A 19212-nucleotide genomic window follows, 5' to 3' on the forward strand; every position below is an offset into this window, starting at 1 on the left:
AGCTCGATAGCAACACGATGAGCCCGCACCGCCGCACGCTGACCGCCGCTCTTGCACTCGTCGCTCTCACCGTCGCGCTGCCGCACTGCGCACGCGAGGTGATGCTCGATGCAGCTCCCGCCGACGATGGCGGAGCGAATGTCCTCCTCCCCAAAGGCGACGCAAGCCTCGGCGATACCGACGCCGGCCTGATCACCTATTGCGCTTCGAACAAGTGCCCCGCGGGATTCACGACGTGTTCGACCTCGCGCTTTCCGTGCGACGTCAATCTGCGCGCGGATCGTCAGAACTGCGGGGAATGCGGCCACGCCTGCCCGGCCGCGACTGGGCGCGAAGCCTACGAATGCGTCGACGGCAAGTGCGTCCTCCAGTGCAGCGCCATTGCGCCGACATTCGACTGCGACGGTCTCCCCGACAACGGCTGCGAGACCGATCCTGGCAGCAACGATCATTGCACGGCCTGTGGTGACACGTGTCCGGATCCGGACAAGCCCTGCGTGAGCACGTCGAGCGAGGGTAGCTACCAGTGCGGCTGCCCACCGGATCTCCTGAACTGCCCAGGCACCTTCCCATCGTGCATCGATCCGACGAACGACGATCGGAACTGTGGCGCCTGCAATAACATGTGCGACCGCATGGGCGACGGCGGAGCCCCTCTGGCGAATGCCTATTACGGCTGCGTCGCGAACCAGTGCGGACGAATGAAATGCAATGCCAATTATGGCAATTGCGACGGCGACGCGAGCAATGGGTGCGAAGCCCAGCTCGTGACGTCGGAGAACTGCGGTGCGTGCGGCCGGACTTGCTCGCCGGGGATGGAGTGCCGGGTCAACCTGAAGGGTCAGGCGGAGTGCATGTGCCCCACGGGCCTGACCTATTGCCCTCAGACGTGTTTCGGCGGCGTGTGTTACGGCGGCTGCTACGACATCTCCTCGGACAAGCTCAACTGCGGGGCATGTGGCTTCAACTGCAGCTTCGGTGCCGAGCCGTACAGCACCAGCTACTGCAGCTACGGCATATGCAACAAGCGATGCAACAAGGGCCGCGCCGACTGCAATCGTAATCCTGCCGACGACTGCGAAGTCGATACCGACAGCGATCCTCGCAATTGCGGGGGCTGCGGGAAGGTCTGTGACGCCGTCGACGGGCAGGCCTGCGTCGGCGGGCAGTGCGTGGTCGAGCCGTGCGAGCAAGGCTCGGACGCCGGCGAGGTGGCGCGATGAAGCTGCAATGGCTCTTTCTCCTCTCGGGCGTCGCCGCCTGCGCCACGACGGGTACGAGCGCGCACGACGATTCTCCCGATGCGAGCACGCTGCCGAGTGACGTCGTGGACGCCGGTGATCCCGATGGCGCCTCCGACGACGCGGAAGCGGCGCCGTGCACCGATTGTGAGTTCTTCCCCGAGACGTGCTCGGCTGACACGCTTTGCCCGAACGGACCTTTCGGTCCCGCAGTGGCAGGCGGAGGTTTCGACCTTCGTACGCAGATCAACGTGATTCGTGGGCGATCCTCGAACGACGTCTGGGCGGCAGGAGCGCTCGGTGCCCTCGCCCACTTCGACGGTAGCGCGTGGACGGCGTCCGATCCCGGCAACCACGAGACGCTCCGAACGTTGTGGCTTCGAGATGGCGCAGAGGTCTCCTTCGGCGTGTTCGAGCGCATCTATGCACGCGGTGCAGACCTGCCCCAGGCAGACGCCGGACCATCGTCAGGAGGGTGGAGCGTCCACACACCGGTGACACCCCCAACGTATCGCTCGACCGATTTGCAGCCCGTGTCCGGATGGGCGGCTCCCGGAGCGACATGGCTGTGGTGCACGGCACGTGCATGGCGCCCGGGCTGGACGACGGGGCTCTGGCGAATGCGTGTATCGCCGACTCCGACATTCGAGCTCGGTTACGGAGCCTCGCCTCAGGCATGTGCCACGCTGCCGTGCAGTCAGATGACGAGCGTCCACGGCGCAACCGCTGACACGGTATGGGCGGTCGGCTTCGGTGGTTCGGCCTTCCGCATCACCAACGCCGACGGCGACGCGCCGAACATCGAAGCTTTCAACGCACGAACGTGGAATTCCCTCCTCGGAGTGTGGTCGGCCTCCGACGAGGAGGCTTGGGCGGTAGGCGCAATGGGGACGATTCGCCACTACACGGGACAGCCCGTGCTCTGGGACGAGGTCTCCGACGTTCCGACGACGGAAGATCTGAACGCTGTCTGGGGCTCCTCGGCCTCCGACATTTGGGCGGTCGGCAATGCCGGCGTCGTCGTCCACTACGACGGCAAGATCTGGTCACGCGTGAAGGTCGCCGGACTCGGCAAGCGCCGCCCCGATCTCACCACGGTTTGGGTCTCCTCCGACGGCCACGTCTGGATCGGCGGCCAAGGGGTGGTTCTGTCTCTCGGAGGAAAGCCATGAGCGCTTCGCATGTCCTTGCTTGCGGAGCTGTCGGACTCGCCATCGCCTCGACCGTCGTGGCTTGTGCCGCGTCGAACAACGAAAGCGCTGCGCCTGCTCCTTCCCCTGACGCCAGCGGCACCGTCCTGCCCGATGCGGAATCACCTGCGAGCGATGGAGGGGTCGACGCCCGCGAAGACGTGGTGGTCGGAGATCCCGGCTGCAGCGAGGCCGGTTGGTGCCTGACCACGCTGCCCGACGAGGACCTGATGTTGAAAGACATCTGGCCATTCGACGGGCGCGCCATCGCTCTGGCCGAGAGCCCGACACTCGGTATCAAGGTTCTCGAGTGGCAAGACGCCGAAGGCGCCTGGACGTACGTCGACGACGGGACTCAGAATCAAGACGGATTCGGCGCGTACGTTGGCAAAGGCTGGGCGCCGAGCGACAGCGAGTTCTACTACCCGGTTGCCCCGGGCTACGTCTACCACGGGACCCGCACGGCCGCGGGCTGGACGTGGACCCGCACCCCGCTTCCGACCAACAACCTCGATATCGACAGCGCCAATCCGACGTATTCGATGATCAACGCTCGGTACCCGGCCTTCGGCGTCTGGGGAACGAGCGCGAGCAACCTCTACGCCTGGTACGCGAATACCATCTATCACTGGACCCAAGACGACGCGGGCGAGCGCTCATGGGTCTCCGAATACGTCGCCGGCGATCCTTCGAGTCCACTCGAACGCCTCTTCGTGCTCGGCGCAGCCGGCACCTCGTCGGACGACGTCTGGTTCTCGGGCGCGAGATCCCAGATGGGCGCCGGATGCGCGCTCGTCATTCGCAGAACGGCGGCCGGCTACCAGCGAATCGCCGACGGCACCATCGGCGGCCCTTACTGGCCTTGCTTCGACAGGCCGGGATTCCTACGAATCGCTGGCGCCGAAGGATGGCTCACGGACATTCAGGCGGTTTCGAACGATCAGTTCATCGCCCTCAAAGGCGGCCGCGACGTCGTGCGCATTTCGGCCACCGATAGTGGATATTCTGTCGATCGTGCGTCAATCCCGGCGAACGTGAGCCCGTCGGCGCTCAATTCGCTCTGGAGTGATTCGGGCAATCTCTGGCTCGCCGGGTGGGGACGCGTGATTCGTGGCTCCGACGTCTGGAGCGGCGGCGCTTTTGGCATCTCCACCATCGCGCTCGGAAACGGGCCCATCAATCGCCCCATCTACCAGGTGCGAGGCACCTCCAATACCAACCTCTGGGCCATCGGTGTCCGCTATGCGTTCCACAAGACGACTCCTTGATCGGTTTGCTTCCGGAAGGTTGCTCGTCGTCCTCGGCGTGGCGGCGATGGCTGCGCTCGCGAGCTGCTCGAGTGACGACGCCGAAGACGTGAACGTCGGCGCGACCGACGGTGGGACGGACGCGGCTACGGTTCACGACGGCGCAGACGCGCAAGACCAAGACGGTTCACCATCACGAGACGGTGGTGATACGCGCGACGCCGCATGGTTCGACGGCGGCCCGCTGCCCGTCGACTGCAGCGGAGCTGGCCCGTGCGCGACCGCGCTCGTCACCACGCTGGGTGCCAGTGCGAGTGACCTTGGCGAAGGCTTCTGCGCGCTCCTCCACGACGGCACCGTGGCGTGTTGGGGCGCCAATCTTGCCGGACAGCTCGGTCGCGGTGACCAAGCCAACGCCTTCGATAGCGCCACCCCCGCGCGCGTCGTCGGTGTCGAAAACGCCACCCAGATCGATCACACCTGCGTTCGAACGGCGACCGGCGAAGTGTTCTGCTGGGGAACGGGGCCCTTCCTCCGCGGCGACGCAGGAGCGGCGAGCACCGAACGCACGGCGCTGAAGCTCCCGCTCCCGCCGGTCACGCGCGTGGCCGCGGGCGCCGACGTCGCGTGCGCGCTCGCCGACGACGGCCTTCTCTGCTGGGGGCGCAACACGAACGGTCAGCTCGCTCCCCTCGAATCGACGCCCGCGTACACGGCGCTGCCTCCGAAGCGCTTGGAGCTTCCGAGCGGCGGCCGCGCCCGCGACGTCGTCCTCGGCGCGGCCGCCTTCGTTCTTCGCGACGACGGCGAAACGCTGAGCTGGGGCGCCAATCCTCCGCTCGCACGCGTTTCACCGCTCTTTCCCGATCCGCATCCCTTGCCCGTCACCCTCGCTGGGATCTCGTCGCTCGACGTGACGATCGATAGTGCCTGCGCGACCGCCGGCGGAACAGGCTATTGCTGGGGGGCGACGATTCCCAAGGTCGGCGAGATCGTCGCCACGAACCCTCCCGCGCTCGATCGGGCGCTTCCCGAGCGCGTCGATGCGCCCGAGCCGCTCGTGCAAATCGCCACGACGCGTACCCTCACGAGCACCGACTTCGGAGATCCGGTCATTCGCCCTCAACGCTGGTGCGCCGTCAGTGCGACGGGCAAGGTCTACTGTTGGGGATACAACGCCAGCGGCCAGGCAGGTGATGGGACGAAGTCCTATGCCTTCGAAGCAAAGCTCGTTCAGGGCCTCCCCGCGCCGGCCGTCACGGTGAAGACCACGCCCAGCACGACGTGTGCGCTCCTCACGACGGGACGCGTGCACTGCTGGGGAGCCAATTTTTACGGTCAGCTGGGCAACGGGAAGATCAAGGTACCGAGCCTCACGCCGCAGGAAGTGATGTTGCCATGAAACGCGTGCATTCGTCTCGGGTGGCCCTGGCCGCCGCGCTCGGCTTCGGGCTCGCCGCCGCGTGCGTTGCTGCTTGCGGCAAAGATCGCGGCGACTTCGGAGGTCCCGAACAGAGCTTCGTGGTCGACGCGGCGACCGAGGATGCGCCGGAGTGTGGATTCCAATGCTCGCTCGACGGACGATCGGTCATCGACTCGTGCACGGGCTCCGTCGTGGAGACGTGCAAGCCGGAGCTCGCGTGCGGCGCAGGTCGCTGCCAGGAGCCGTGCGCGGCCGCCGCGGCCGACAAGAGCTCGAATGGCTGCGAGTTCTATTTCCAGATGCCGCGTTTCACGGCAGAGCATCCGCATTCTTGTTACGCGTCGTACATCGTGAATACGTCGACATTGCCGGTCGACATCTCGCTCGAGCTCGAGGGGAAAGCCTTGGATCTCTCCAAGGCGATGTTCCGAACGAATCCTGGTGAGACGACGCTCATCCACCATGAAGGGCCGATTCCCGCGGGGCAGAGCGTCGTTCTCTTCGTCTCCGTGCGCGATCCGAACGTGCCTCGATCGGCGGCCGACAATCAAACGTTCGTTCCCTGCCCCGATGGAGTCGTCCCCGCGTCCAACCTCGAAGGCGTTCCGAGCGGAACAGGAATCGGCACGTCGTATCACTTGACGACGAACGTGCCGGTCGCGGTGGCCACGGTCTTTCCCTTCGGTGGCGCGGCCAGCTTCATTCCGTCAGCCATGCTCACCTTCCCCGTGACGACGTGGTCGAAGCAGCACGTCATCGTCGACGGCTGGGAGGAAGGTCAAGGCGGCAGGCCCGCCACGCAGATCCTAGCCTCCGAGGACGGCACCGAGGTGACGATCCTTCCGAAGCGCGATATCCAGAACGGCAGGGGCGTCGTGGGTAGTCCGGCGACGGTGCCCGTGACTTACAAGCTCGACAAAGGTCAGCTTCTCCAATTCGTTCAATCCGACGAGCTCACCGGCAGCGTGGTCGACTCGACCAAGCCGACGGCCATCATCGGCGGCAACACCTGCGCGAACATCCCGGCAAAAGCGGCCGCCTGCGACCTGCTCGCTCAACAGATTCCGCCCTTCGAACAGTGGGGCTCCGAGTATGCCGCCGTCGCCTACCGGCCGCGCATGGGCAACGAGCACGAGGTCGTGCCCTATCGCATCGTCGCCGCGCGCGACGGTACGCGCCTCGACTACGATCCCGTTGTGCCTCCCGGCGCGCCGATCATGATGTCCGCCGGTGACGTCGTGACATTCCACTCCGGAACGGGCGACGCGTTCGTCGTTCGCTCGCAAGACGTCGACCATCCCATCTACCTCTCGGCTCACATGAGCGGAGGCGGCGGCGATCCCGCAACTGGCGCGACGTACGGTGCGTGGGGCGATCCGGAGTTCGTCAACGTCGTTCCCTCCGGCCAATATCTGAACGCGTATAGCTTCTACGCCGATCCCACCTTCGCCGAGACCTCGCTGGTTCTCGTCCGCGCGAAGTCTCGCGGCGCGTTCAGCGACGTCTGGCTCGAATGCGCCGGCAATCTCACGGCGTGGAAGCCCATCGGCACGCGAGGCGAATACGAATTCACGCGCGTCGATCTCTCGCGAAGGAGCGGCCCCGGTGACGTCTTCGGCACCAGCGTTTGCCGAACGGGCCTCCAGCGTGCGAAGAGCGACGGTCCTTTCACCGCCACCCTCTGGGGATGGGATCGCTACGCGAGCTACGCCTATCCCGGCGGCATGGCCCAACGAAAGTTGGTGAAGACACCTCTGCCGCCGGTTCGCTGACGGACCGGACACTGCGAGTGCAGGCCACGCGTCATCGCGTGGACGCGCTCACTTCATCTTCGAGCAGTTGATCTCTTCACCGGAGCCGACGGAGATCTGCCACGATCCCCAGCTTCCGTTCGGCGGCTTCTCGCGGAAGATGGTCATGTTCTGCGTCGAGCACGTGCTCTTGCCGTTCTTCTGGAATTCCTCGCAGATCGTGATCGGAACGTTGTCGCGGCTGATGAGTCCATCGCGATCTTGATGACGGGCGAGCGACTGGCGAACGATGCGCCGCTTGGCGCCATCGCCGTCGAGCTCCTTTTTCGCAATCGCGAGGAACGACGCCTCGAGATTCTGCCCCGACGGACAGCCTCGCGCAGCAATGGCGTCGAGACGCGCCTGCTCCGCGTCGGCGACACTCTTGTCGACCAGAGCGAGGACGCCCGCGAGCTCCTTGTCCTTGTAGCGGAACGAGGCCGGCAGTTTCGCGCCGGTGGCGATCGCTTCCTGGGCCTTTCCCTTCACGAAGCTCTCGGTGCCTCCGCCGCGCTTCTTGAGCTCCTCGGCATACGAGAGCACCGCCTCGACGGTCTCCTGGTAGCGCTTCTTGTCACGCGCGGGCGCCTCCTGCACCTCCGCCGCCGTGCTCTTCGAGAAGGCCCCTGCGTCGCAGGCCTTCCACTCGTTGTAGATGCGCGTGTACGTGGCAACCTGGGCCTCGATTTTCTGCGCGCGCGCAATCCACTCTTTGTCGTCCGTGTCGCGCGCGTACCAGCTTCGCGCCGCGGAGATGATCTCCGAGACGGACTTCCCGGCGTTGCCCAACGAATCCTGCGAACAGAGGTCGTACTTCTCGACGAGCTTGTACTCGCACTGCTTGCGCCCCCAGGCGTCGTCGTCGGTGCACGTCTTCCTCGCTTCGGCGGTGCACTTGGCAACGTCGCCCTTCTTCATCGCTTGGCACGACTCGGCCCACGCGCCGGCGTCACGCGGAGAGGTGAACCCCACGAGCGCGATCAGAAGCGCGCCCCACGTACGAGTCTTCGAGCTACCCATCGTCATTCTCCTTGCCGAAGCCCTTCAGCAACCGAGATGCCAGGCGCGTTCACCGAACCGACGTCGTCTCGAAGTGCAAAACAGCCGAGAATTTCAGTTCGCGCCGCCCCCACTCGTCGTTCATCGTCGCTCGCGCGCCCCAGTTTCGCCTGGACGGACGAGTGAGCTCGATTCCGAACACCGGCTCGCTCACACCGAAGTCCGTTCGGCGAGACGCCTGACCGGTTTTTCGCTCAGCGCCACGGAACAATCGCTTCCCCAGCACACGAGGCCGGTCACGCGCCCGCAAGCCTGACAACACCGTCATGCCTTCGCAGGACTGCTCTGCACTCCGAACGGCGCTTTTGCGCATGGCACGTCGGTTGCTGAACGCGACAGCCTCTTCTCTCGATGACTCGGAGGCGCCCATGCGCAGCTTTCTCTCGCTCTTGCTTGCCCTCGTTGCTTTCTCGGCCGCCAATTCCTCGTTCGCGGATACATCGTCTTCCGACGACGAGGAGGCGCCGAGCGAGGATTGGACAAAACCGCGAAACGCGCGTTCGAAGGACGACCATAAGAACTTCGCAATCGCGGGCGACTTCCTCTTCACGGTTCCAGTTGGTGCGCTTGCCGACACGACGGGGCCGCTCCTAGGCGCGTCACTACGCGTTGGTGTCTACGCATCACCGACGATCGAGGGATATCTCCGCGTCGGATACCAGCGCGGCATGAAGAAGCAGGTCCTTCCGTTCCTCCTGAATGGCGCGGTGGACGATCTGCCGATCCTCGTCGGCACTCGCATCTTCGCGTTTCAGCCCGGCGCGGGCGTCTATGTCAACGCCGAGATGGGGGCCCGCATTCTCTTCTTCCGCGGGGATGTGGCGTTGTTCGATTCGAGCAATACAATCCCCACGATCGATTCGGTCATTCGCTTCGGCGGGAATGCGGGCGCGGGATATGTCCTCAGCCGAGAGGTCCCGATCGACATCGGCGTCCAGGTCGCCGCCTTCAACTTGGCCGGCGGCGGACAAAACGACGAGCTCGCGTTGGGCGTGACGTCCTACGTCGCCTACGAAGCTCGATTCTGACGCCACGTCGATGCCTGCGCGGTCGACGCTCGCGCGCGAGGTGTAGTGTGTCCGAGGGCCGCATTCGGGCGCGCAGCACGACCGAGCGGATGAGAGGCGGGCGCGGGGAGCACGCGAACGTTCAGCTATCTTCACGCGGATGACGTTCCGCTCGGCGACGAAAGTCCGTAGAAGAGGACACCCCTGCCGATTTGGTGGGGCGTCCTTTGCTTTCGTCGATCTATGAGCAGCACGACGGCGTGCCCGAGCGCCTCGAGGCCGAGGTAACCGTGGAGGATACGGCGTACACGCAGACCGAGACCGTGAGTGCGACGTCCGACGCGATCCTCGTTCGCGCGATTCGCCAGGCGGATGGGCTCCCGGTTCTGCTGAAGATCTTGCTCGAGAACGAACGCCAGGCTCTTCGGCGCTTTCTCAAGGAGCGCGAGATCGGCACCATCCCCGGGCGCTCGACCATTCTCATTCCGCTCGACCTAACGACCGTCGCGGGGCGCCCCGCGCTCGTCTTGGAAGACTTCGCAGGCCATCCGCTAGAGAGCGAGCTCGAACGGGCGATGGAGACCGGGGCCGTGCTCAGGCTCGCGATCGAGATCGCGCGCAAGCTCGGCGAACTGCATGCCCATGGCGTGATCCACCGAGACCTCAAGCCGGAGAATATCCTCGTCGCGCGCGCAAGCGGTGATGTTCGTCTCACGGGGCTCGGCGCAGCGCTGTCCTCGGCGGGCTCGTATCGACCGTCGAACGAGCCAGGACTCATCGAGGGAACGTTTGCCTATATGGCGCCCGAACAGACGGGCCAGACCGGACGACTCGTCGATCAGCGCGCCGATCTGTATTCGCTCGGCGTCGTGATCTTTCGCATGCTGACGGGCAGACTTCCGCTCGAAGCCTCGGACGCGCTCGGGTGGATCCATGTCCAGGTCGCCAAACGTCCGCCACTCGTCACGTCGCTCGAGCCCCGCGTACCGCCGGTGCTCGCCGCGATCGTCGACAAGCTTCTCGCGAAGGATCCCGAGGAACGCTACCAGACGGCCCGCGGGCTCGTCGCCGATCTCGAGACCGCTCTCGCTGAATGGACGCAGCATCGGGACGTCGAGCCTTTCCAACTCGGTCTCCATGACGTGCCCGAACGACTGCAGATCCCCCATCGCCTGCACGGACGCGATGCGGAGGTGCAAACCCTCCACAAAGCGTTCGAGCATGCTGCGTCGGACGGGGCAAGGCTCGTTCTCCTGGGAGGCCCACCCGGCGTCGGGAAGTCATCGCTCGCGAAGGCGCTCGAAGCGCATGTTCTTTCACGAGGCGGCGTCTTCCTCGAGGGAAAGCACGAGGAGCTTCGGCAGAACGTCCCTTACTTCGCAGTGGCGCAGGCACTCGAACAGCTCGTCGGTCAACTGCTGACCGAAAACGAGGAGAAGCTCGCGGCTTGGCGCACGCAGCTCCAGAACGCACTCGGAACGAACGTGTCACTCCTCGGCGCGCTCGTACCCAGATTCGAAATCATCTTCGGCGATCACGCCAAATACGAACAGAGCGCGACCGTCGAATCGCCAGATCGCTTCAAACTGTTCTTCCAGCGACTTCTCGGGGCCGTTGCCTCGAGGGAGCACCCGCTGGTCCTCTTTCTCGACGACCTGCAATGGGCGGACCCTGCGAGCATCGTCCTCCTCGAACAAGTCCTGGCGCATCCGAGCTCCAAGCACGTCCTCACGATAGGTGCATACCGCGACAGCGAAGTCGCGTCCGATCACCCGCTCTCCGCCGCGCTCTCGCGTCTGCGAAGTCGTGGTGTCGTCAGCGAAGTCGAAGTCCCTCCCCTCGCTTCGAACGCCATCGCCCGTATCGTCGTCGACGCGTTTCGATGTCCGTTGCCCGAGGCCACCACGCTGGCCGACATCCTGCGGGAGCGCACCGGAGGCAATCCACTCTTCGTGACGGAGCTTCTTCGCACGCTCCATCAGAAGAATCTCGTGACCTTCGACCCCGTCGAAGGGCGTTGGGTCTGGGACGTCGAGCAGATCCGTCGCGTTCCCCTCGCCGACGAAACGGTCGACCTCGTCATCGCGAAGGTCACGAGCCTCGCTCCAGCGGTTCACGAGGCACTGCGCGTCGGGGCGTGCCTCGGTATCGAGTTCCAAGCGGCCGACGTCAGCGCGGTCCTTTCTCGACCGTTCGAGGAGGTCGAGCGCGATCTCCGTGAGGTCGCCGCGGAAGGATTGCTCGTCTCGAGCCGCCAGGCCTTCCGCTTCCCGCACGACCGCGTTCGCGAAGCCGCCTATTCCCTCCTTCCGCTCGACGAGCGCGCCTCGCTCCACCTGCGCATCGGACGCGCGCTGCTCGCTCGCAAGGACCGCAGCGACGACAAAAGCTTCGTCATCGCCGACCAGCTGAATGCCGCGTCAGCCCTCATCGTGACCCGAAAGGAGCGCGCGGAGCTCGCCGCGCTCGACCTCACCGTCGGTCGCAAAGCGAAAGCCGCGAGTGCTTATGCATCGGCCGCTCGCTATTTCGCCGCGGGCATGGCGATGCTGGACGAAGCCGCGTGGGACGACGCCTATGCGGTCACGTACGGCCTGCACCTCGAGCGCGCAGCGTGCGAGCTCGTCGTCGGGCGCTTCGACGTCGGTGAGCGGCTCGTGGGCGTCGTCCTCGAAAAGGCACGAACCGCGGCCGATCGGGCGGCGGCGTATTCGGTGCTCGTGGATCTTCGGATGACGCAAGGCGACGTGGTGGGGGCCGTGAAGCTCGGTCTCGAGGGGCTGCGCGCCTGCGGAATCGAGTATCCGGAGCGCGTCAGCCGCGAAGAGGCCGCCGCCGCCGTCGCGGAGACATGGGCGAGCCTTCGCTCGTTCAGCATCGAAGCCCTCACCGAGCTTCCCCGAGCGACCGATCCTACGGCGCGCGCCATCGCCAATCTCGAATCTCACGTGGTGACGCCGATCTCGTACGTCGACGAAAACCTGTTTGCGCTATTTGCCAGTCGCAGCCTGCGCGCGAACCTCGAGTGGGGTGTCTCCGAAGCGAGCCCATCTTCGTTCGTAGCGTATGCGCTCAACTTGGGCGGAATCACGGGCCGTCACGAGGACGCGTGGCAGCTGGGGCGCGTCGGCTACGAGCTCGTGCTGCGGCCTGGCCTCTCGGCCAGCAAGCCCCTCGTCTGCACGGCGTTCGCGAGCCTCGTAAACTACTGGACTCACCATGTCCGCACCAATCTGCCGTATCTCGAAACAGCCCTCGACGCGGCTTATCAGCAAGGCGACTTGACGTATCTCTGCTACGCGGAGAATCACCTCGTCATGACGCGCCTCCTCATGGGCGCGAGCCTAGGCGACCTCGCGGTGGAATCCGCGCAGCGCACCAAGCGCGTTCGCGAGTTCGGCTACGGTGAGATGGCGGATCTCATGGAGAGCCGGCACCTGCTCATCCAGAGCCTTCGCGGCGAGACGAACGAGCTTGGGAGCTTCGGCACGAAGGAGCGCAGCGAAGCCGAGTTCGAAGAGCACATCAAGGCGAACACGTCGCCGCTCACGCATTGCTGGCACTACGTCGATCGACTCCAGGCGGCATTCTTCGCGGGCAAATACGAAAAAGCCGTCGACATCGGACGCACCGCCGCCGCGCTCCTACGCACGAGCGCGATGTTTCCCATTGCGGCCGAGCACGCCTTCTACTTCGCGCTCTCGCTCGCCTCGACGGCGCTGTCTGACGCGAAGCTCGAAGGCGCGAAGCTCGAAGGCGACGATTCCGCGCTGTTCGACGCCGCCCTGAAGAAGTTCGAAGGATGGGCCGAGAGCTGTCCGGAGAATTTCTCGGCCAAGTACGCCCTGATCGCGGCCGAGGCGGCGCGCCTGCGAGGTGACGATCTCGCGGCGATGCACGACTACGAACGCGCGATTCGCTCCGCGCAAGACAACGGCTTCATCCAGGTGCAGGCGATCGCCTACGAGCTCGCGGCCCGCTTCTACGAATCCCGCGGCTTCATGCACTTCGCGGACGTCTATCTGCGCGAGGCGCGGCGACGCTATTCGCAATGGGGCGCGATGGAAAAGGCGCGCTGCCTCGAGCCACCGGGGCGCCGGGCCGCCGTCGCGACCGACACCGTGGCCGCGAGGCCCGAAGAATTGGACCTTCTCACGGTCACGCAGGCTTCGCAGGCGCTGTCGGCCGAGCTCGTACGCGCCCGACTCCTCGAGCGCTTGCTCGAAGTCATGCTCCGCTATGCCGGGGCTCGCCGGTGCTGCTTCGTGATGTTCGCCGGCGATCGCGCGGTGGTCGAATGCGAGGCGGTCGCCCCGAGCGTGGATCCCACGGGCCAGCTGCCCGAGGCGGTCATCAACTACGCGAGACGCACGCGTGAACGCGTGCTCTTGCACGACGCAACTCTGCCGAATCCATTCTCCGCTGATCCCTATTTGCGTTCGCAAAAACCACGAGCGGTTCTTTGTTTGCCGGTGTGCCGAAAACAGGAGCTCCTTGGGCTCATCTATCTCGAGAACGACCTCGCGCCCGCCGTCTTCGGTGAGGAGCGCGTGACCGTGCTCGAGGTTCTCTCCGCGCAGGCCGCGATCTCGCTCGAGAGTGCGGCGCTCTTCGACGATCTCGAGCGAGAAAACGCGCAACGCCGGCGCGCGGAGTCGTCTCTGCGCGAGAGCCGCGAGCAGCTGCAGGCCGTCCTCGAGAACATGGTCCACGCCGTGTTCGTCTGCGACAAGGAGGGTCGCATCACGCTCCTCAATCAAGCCGCAGAGCGCCTCCTCGGCAGCACACGCAGCACCCACCTTCCGAGGGTCGCCGAGCTGCCGACGATCCTCCGCACACGCCATCCGGACGGACGGCCGTTCGCGTGGTTCGAACAGCCTCTCGTACGCGCCCTCGCGGGTGAGGTCGTTGCCTCGGTCGACGCCACCATCACCGACAGCCGCGAGCGCGACGTCCAACTTCGCCTCAGCGCCGCCCCCATCAAGGACGACAAGGGCCTCGTCGTCGGCGCCGTCGAAGCCGCGTCGGACGTCACCGAGAAGGTGGAGCTCGAGCGCCTCCGCGACCAGTTCCTACGAACCGCCGCCCACGAGCTCAAGACACCTGTCGCCGTCGTGAGTGGCTACGCCGCGCTCCTGCAGATGCGCGGTCAGGAGGTCCCCGTCGAGCAGCGACGCATGCTCGATGCACTCGGCCGAGGCGCCAACCGCATCGATCGAATCGTCACCGATCTGCTTGTTCTGTGGCAGCTCCGCGTCGGCCGCCTCCCCTTGGTCGAAGAGCAAGTGGACGTCGCCGAGCTCCTCTCTCGCGTCGCCGGTCGCTTGGAGCCACCGCTTCAACCCGCGCGCGTCACCATCACGACGCCGCACGATGCTCCCAAAGTCGTCGGCGACCGCTCGCTCCTCGAAAAGGTCTTCTCCCACCTCATCGACAACGCCCTCCGCTACTCCTCGACCGGGGGTCCCGTGGAGGTGATCCTGACCGTACCGCCAAAGGGCGGCGCCAAGGTCTCCGTGAGAGATCATGGCATCGGCATTGCGCCGAACAAACAGGCGCACCTCTTCGAGCCCTTCTACCGTGCCCACGCCGAGACGACACACGACTTCGGGGGCATGGGCGTGGGCCTCTACTTGTCGAACGTCATCGTCGGCCGCCACGGCGGCTCCGTCCGCTTCGAGAGCCGCGAAGGCGACGGCAGTACCGTCACCGTCTGGCTCCCCGCCGAGCCAACCGACGACGCCACTCCCTCGCAGGAAGCCTGAGCGCGGCGATCACGCGAGCACGCGTGCGCCCCCTTGTGCTCATACCAAGACTCATCCATGTGGCGCTGCTCTGGTAGTACGTCGAAGAGGAGAATGTCTGGCAGTCACGAGAGCTGCCGAATTCAAGTTTTCACATAGGGCCCTTTCCACCTCGGGATAAGCTCGCGGCGCTCATGAACCTGACCGTTCTCGCGATCACGGCCGACTTCATCCTCGAACGCGCGACCATCACCTGGTCAGAAGTCCTCTTCGGAATCGACAACCGCCTTCTCGCCCCGGACGCGGCGGTGGACCTCGCACGCGCACGGCTCTCGGCGCAGAAGGCCGTCTCCCCCGAGGTCGTCGAGCTCGCAGCGATGACGCGGGGCGAACCGACGCGCGACGTCGTCCACAAGCTGGCCGAATCAGAGGGGCCCCGCGACTTCGCGTTGATCCGCGGGAAGTGGCTCTACCTCACGCTGGCGTGGGTCTTCGAGCATCGGCATGCCTACGCCGATCCGCTGCAAAAGGTCGAAGCGGTGTATGCCGACTTCGAGCGTCCGCCGGAAATAGAGTCCTTCGTTCGCCACACGGCGATGGCCTGGCCGGGTCTCGAAACCAAAGAGGCCAACGAGCAACGCCTGTACGACCGGTGGAGCGAGTACCTTCGCATGCATCGCTTCGCGACCGACCTTTGCGGAAACGAAGCTCTCGCGTTCGTGGGCAAACTACGAGAGCTCGGAAGCGATGGCGAGAGGTGGGAGACCGAATACGTCGACGATTCGAGCGGCGAGATCTGGGTTCTCTACTATCCTGAGAGTGGCTATCACGGCGGCGGCTTTCCGCGCGTCCGCAAGAAGGCATAGGCGACAGCAAGGGCAACAGCAACAAGGCGCGCATCGTTCCCCCGAACGTCGACCCAAAGTGGTTGATCGAACGCTTCCGGGAGCCAGAGATTCTCGTCATCGACACATCACGAGAGGCAAGCCCTGGTTCGTTGCGTGACCTTTGCGTTCGTCGTGGCGTTGCGGCTCTCGCCCCCGTCACGTGCTCTCGGCACGAGAGGTGGAACTGAGCGCGAGCGCCGATCCTAGTCTGCGGGCGCCTATTGGCCGCAAAGCTGCAAAGCCGCAAAGGTCACGCAACGCTCGGAGGTCGAAGAGGGCTTGTTGCCCGCGCCGGGCGCCTGGTGACCAAGGCTGCGCTGCCCGCATCAGAGTTGCGAGCGGAATCGCGTCGTTCACTCTTTCAAGATGCGACGAAGCCGAACGCGAAAGCCGGGAGGCTCGACCTTCCGACCGGCGAGCTACGGCGTTGCGGAGCGGCGGCCTTTGGACGCGGCCTCGGGGGTAACGCGGGATCGGTCGCCGGAGGTTGGTGCTTTCGTGCGGCCGCCGACGAAATCGGCGAGGTGCTTGCCGGTCAACGTCGACTTCGATTTCACCAAATCGGCGGGTGTGCCTTCGAAGACGACCTTTCCGCCTTCGTGGCCGGCGCCGGGGCCAAGATCGATGATCCAGTCGGCGTGGGCCATGACGGCCTGGTGGTGCTCGATCACGATGACCGACTTGCCGGAGTCGACGAGGCGATCGAGCAGGCCGAGGAGCTGCTCGAGATCGGCGAGGTGGAGGCCGGTGGTGGGCTCGTCGAGGACGTAGACGCCGCCTTCTTCGCCCATGTGGGTGGCGAGCTTGAGGCGCTGGCGCTCGCCGCCCGAGAGCGTGGTGAGCGGCTGGCCGAGGCGGAGGTAGCCGAGGCCGACGTCGGCCATGCGTTTCAGGATGGCGTGCGCGGCCGGCGTGTGCGCCTTGCCGGAGCCGAAGAATTCGACCGCGTCCTGGACCGGCAGGTCGAGTACCTCGGCGATGTTGAGCTTGTCGAGGCGGTATTTCAGCACCGACGCTTGGAAGCGTTTGCCCTGGCAGTCTTCGCAGACTGTGGTGACGCCTGCCATCATCGCGAGGTCGGTGTAGATGACGCCGGCGCCGTTGCAGGTCGGACAGGCGCCCTCGGAGTTCGCGCTGAAGAGCGCGGGCTTCACGTTGTTCGCCTTGGCGAAGGCCTTGCGGATCGGCTCGAGCAAATCGGTATAGGTGGCCGGGTTGCTGCGCCGTGAGCCGCGGATCGGAGTCTGGTCGACCGACACCACGCCTTCTTGGCCGCAGACCGAGCCACGGATGAGCGAGCTCTTGCCCGAGCCCGCCACGCCGGTCACCACGACGAGAACGCCGAGCGGGATGTCGACGGCGACGTTCTTCAAGTTGTGGAGCTTCGCGCCGCGGATCTTCATGACGCCCGACGGCTTGCGCACCGACGCCTTGAGCGAGGCTCGGTCGCTCAGGTGACGCCCGGTGAGCGTGTCGCTGGCGCGAAGGCCGTCGACGGTGCCCTCGAACACGACCTTGCCGCCGGCCGTGCCGGCACCGGGTCCGAGGTCGACGACGTGATCCGCGATGGCGATCATCTCCGGCTTGTGCTCGACGACGAGGACAGTGTTGCCCTTGTCACGCAACTGCAGGAGCAGATCGTTCATGCGCTGGATGTCGTGGGGGTGGAGGCCAATCGTCGGCTCGTCGAAGACGTAGGTAACGTCGGTGAGCGACGAGCCGAGATGGCTGATCATCTTCGTGCGCTGCGCTTCGCCGCCGGACAGCGTGCCGGAGGGCCGGTCGAGGCTGAGGTAGCCGAGGCCGATCTGGACGAAGGCGTCGAGCGTCTCCCGTAGCGACGTAAGGAGCGGCGCGACGGACGGCTCGTCGAGTCCGCGCACCCACTCGGCCAGATCGCTGATTTGCATCTTGCACACATCAGCGATGCTAATCCCTTTGATCTTCGAGGACCGAGCGCCTTTGCTGAGGCGCGTGCCTTCGCACTCGGGACAAGTTGCAAACGTCGCTGCGCGCTCCACGAACGCCCTGACGTGCGGCTGCAGCGTGTCGACGTCTTTGGAGAGCATCGACTTCTGGATCTTCGGGATCAGCCCCTCGTAGGTGAGATTGATGCCGTTGACCTTGATCTTGGTCGGCTCCTTGTGGAGGAGGTCGTGGAGCTCCTTCTTGTTGAACTTCTTGATCGGCTTGTCGGGGTCGAAGAATCCGCAGCCCGAGAAGATGCGGCCGTACCAGCCGTCCATCGAGTAGCCAGGAATCGTGATGGCGCCTTCGTTGAGGGACTTCGTCTCGTCGTAGATCTGGGTGAGGTCGATGTCGCTGACCGAGCCCATGCCCTCGCAGCGCGGGCACATGCCGCCTTCGCGCGAGAACGTGCGCGCCTCACGCTGCTTGCCGCCTGCCTTTTCGACCGTGATCGTGCCGACGCCGCTCACCGACGGAACGTTGAACGAGAACGCATTGGACGAACCGATGTGCGGCTTGCCGAGACGGCTGAAGAGGATGCGGAGCATCGCGTTGGCGTCGGTGGCCGTACCCACCGTCGAGCGCGGATTACCGCCCATGCGCTCCTGGTCGACGATGATCGCGGTCGTGAGCCCTTCGAGCACGTCGACCTCGGGCCTCGCCAGCGTGGGCATGAAGCCTTGCACGAACGCACTGTAGGTCTCGTTGATGAGCCGCTGCGACTCGGCCGCGATGGTGCTGAAGACGAGCGACGACTTGCCCGATCCCGACACGCCGGTGAACACCGTCAGCCGCCGCTTGGGGATCTCGACGCTGACGTCTTTCAGGTTGTTCTCCCGCGCGCCCCGAACACGGATCAGATCATGGCTGTCGGCGGGATGTTGGCGGCTCGAGCTCACGCCCGACAGTGGCGCCGAGCGTCGGGGATTTGTCAAGAAGCCCCAGCCCTCACGCACGCGCTCGCCGAGCCCAAGCGCGAGCGTCGACGGCTCAGACAGCGTCTTCGCTCGTCCGAAAGCGGGTTTGCTGCGGGTTGTCGAACGAGTAGGTGCGGGCCCGCTCGCTCTTCACCCATAGTTCGAGGTGGCCGCTACGGCATCGTTCGCGAACGGCCCGGTGGTAGGAGAGCGGCATTTTTCCGCCGAATCCGTGGTACGTCACGACGCGCGTGCCGACGCGCGCGGCATCGAGCAGGCCTTCGGCACGAGAGACGTCGGCGAAGTACCGCGCCTCGGAGAGAGTCACGGTGCTGTCGAGCCAGTGTCGGGCGTGCAGCATATTTTCTTCGAACGGGTTGAAGAAGTAGAGCGCGTCGAAGTCCGATACATCGATGTCGTCGAGGGTGCCGGACACGAAATGCGCGGTATCGGCGCCGACGCGCGAGGCAACGTCGCGCGCGATATCGACGAAGCCCCGGCGATGCTCGATCCCCATGAAAGGCGCCCCCGTGATGGCGGCGCCGACGATGCAGAACTTCCCTACGCCCGAGCCCACGTCGAGCACGCGCGTCGATGGCGTCGTGACGAGGAGGTCCGCCGCCCGGATCGCCACGGCCATGGGCGTCCAGAACATCGACGAGACGACGCGGGCGGGTGCGGGATAGAGCTCGTCGAACTCGGCGTCCATGAGGAGCCGCTCGCGCAGACGTCGCGAGAG

At 65.3% G+C, this 19212-nt stretch carries 11 protein-coding genes; 8 read left to right on the forward strand and 3 right to left on the reverse strand.

Annotation, left to right across the window (positions count from 1 at the left end; genetic code table 11):
• The first annotated feature begins 17 nt into the window (after positions 1-17).
• From AKJ09_RS42485 to AKJ09_RS42505, 5 genes are read left to right on the forward strand one after another with little or no spacing between them, the layout of a single operon-like run.
• Complete coding sequence (locus AKJ09_RS42485) at positions 18-1223, forward strand: hypothetical protein (RefSeq protein ID WP_146653553.1); 1206 nt, start codon at positions 18-20, stop codon at positions 1221-1223.
• Positions 1220-2413: a beta propeller repeat protein gene (locus tag AKJ09_RS42490; RefSeq protein WP_146653554.1), complete on the forward strand. Its 1194-nt coding sequence runs from the start codon at positions 1220-1222 to the stop codon at positions 2411-2413. The genes AKJ09_RS42485 and AKJ09_RS42490 overlap by 4 nt, the downstream gene beginning before the upstream one ends.
• Entirely contained in the window at positions 2410-3699 is a 1290-nt protein-coding gene (locus AKJ09_RS42495) for a hypothetical protein (protein WP_146653555.1), read from the forward strand. The genes AKJ09_RS42490 and AKJ09_RS42495 overlap by 4 nt, the downstream gene beginning before the upstream one ends.
• Before the next feature lie 19 nt (positions 3700-3718).
• On the forward strand, positions 3719-5080 hold the full coding sequence (locus AKJ09_RS42500) for an RCC1 domain-containing protein (RefSeq protein ID WP_205633948.1): 1362 nt from the start codon (positions 3719-3721) through the stop codon (positions 5078-5080).
• Complete coding sequence (locus tag AKJ09_RS42505; RefSeq protein WP_146653557.1) at positions 5077-6873, forward strand: IgGFc-binding protein; 1797 nt, start codon at positions 5077-5079, stop codon at positions 6871-6873. The genes AKJ09_RS42500 and AKJ09_RS42505 overlap by 4 nt, the downstream gene beginning before the upstream one ends.
• A gap of 48 nt (positions 6874-6921) precedes the next feature.
• Here the strand turns inward: AKJ09_RS42505 and AKJ09_RS42510 are convergent, their stop codons facing one another.
• Entirely contained in the window at positions 6922-7911 is a 990-nt protein-coding gene (locus AKJ09_RS42510) for a hypothetical protein (protein WP_146653558.1), read from the reverse strand.
• Between the two features lie 407 nt (positions 7912-8318).
• On the opposite strand from AKJ09_RS42510, the gene AKJ09_RS42515 reads away from it, so the two are divergent.
• From AKJ09_RS42515 to AKJ09_RS42525, 3 genes are all read left to right on the forward strand, one after another.
• A complete protein-coding gene (locus AKJ09_RS42515) occupies positions 8319-8978 on the forward strand; it encodes a hypothetical protein (protein ID WP_146653559.1) in 660 nt (219 codons plus the stop codon).
• Positions 8979-9217: 239 nt separating this feature from the next.
• Positions 9218-14722, forward strand: a complete 5505-nt coding sequence (locus AKJ09_RS42520) for an AAA family ATPase (RefSeq protein ID WP_169928315.1) — start codon at positions 9218-9220, stop codon at positions 14720-14722.
• Positions 14723-14895: 173 nt separating this feature from the next.
• Positions 14896-15567 carry an Imm27 family immunity protein gene (locus AKJ09_RS42525; RefSeq protein WP_146653561.1) on the forward strand — a complete coding sequence of 224 codons (672 nt, stop codon included), beginning with the start codon at positions 14896-14898 and terminating at the stop codon, positions 15565-15567.
• A 440-nt stretch (positions 15568-16007) separates the two neighbouring features.
• Here AKJ09_RS42525 and AKJ09_RS42530 read toward each other — a convergent pair whose 3' ends face one another.
• Together AKJ09_RS42530 and AKJ09_RS42535 are read right to left on the reverse strand one after the other, a co-directional pair.
• Positions 16008-18455 carry an ATP-binding cassette domain-containing protein gene (locus AKJ09_RS42530; RefSeq protein WP_146653562.1) on the reverse strand — a complete coding sequence of 816 codons (2448 nt, stop codon included), beginning with the start codon at positions 18453-18455 and terminating at the stop codon, positions 16008-16010.
• 91 nt (positions 18456-18546) lie between these two features.
• Positions 18547-19182 carry a protein-L-isoaspartate O-methyltransferase family protein gene (locus AKJ09_RS42535; RefSeq protein WP_146653563.1) on the reverse strand — a complete coding sequence of 212 codons (636 nt, stop codon included), beginning with the start codon at positions 19180-19182 and terminating at the stop codon, positions 18547-18549.
• Positions 19183-19212 lie beyond the last annotated feature (30 nt).

Source organism: Labilithrix luteola, from assembly GCF_001263205.1.
GTDB lineage: Bacteria > Myxococcota_A > Polyangia > Polyangiales > Polyangiaceae > Labilithrix > Labilithrix luteola.

Excerpts from the sequence above, each read along its gene's own strand:
- AKJ09_RS42525 (WP_146653561.1), top strand. The coding sequence starts at position 14,896 with ATGAACCTGACCGTTCTCGCGATCACGGCCGACTTCATCCTCGAACGC.
- AKJ09_RS42515 (WP_146653559.1), top strand. The coding sequence starts at position 8,319 with ATGCGCAGCTTTCTCTCGCTCTTGCTTGCCCTCGTTGCTTTCTCGGCC.
- AKJ09_RS42495 (WP_146653555.1), top strand. The coding sequence starts at position 2,410 with ATGAGCGCTTCGCATGTCCTTGCTTGCGGAGCTGTCGGACTCGCCATC.
- AKJ09_RS42505 (WP_146653557.1), top strand. The coding sequence starts at position 5,077 with ATGAAACGCGTGCATTCGTCTCGGGTGGCCCTGGCCGCCGCGCTCGGC.
- AKJ09_RS42510 (WP_146653558.1), bottom strand. The coding sequence starts at position 7,911 with ATGGGTAGCTCGAAGACTCGTACGTGGGGCGCGCTTCTGATCGCGCTC.
- AKJ09_RS42485 (WP_146653553.1), top strand. The coding sequence starts at position 18 with ATGAGCCCGCACCGCCGCACGCTGACCGCCGCTCTTGCACTCGTCGCT.
- AKJ09_RS42535 (WP_146653563.1), bottom strand. The coding sequence starts at position 19,182 with ATGGACGCCGAGTTCGACGAGCTCTATCCCGCACCCGCCCGCGTCGTC.
- AKJ09_RS42490 (WP_146653554.1), top strand. The coding sequence starts at position 1,220 with ATGAAGCTGCAATGGCTCTTTCTCCTCTCGGGCGTCGCCGCCTGCGCC.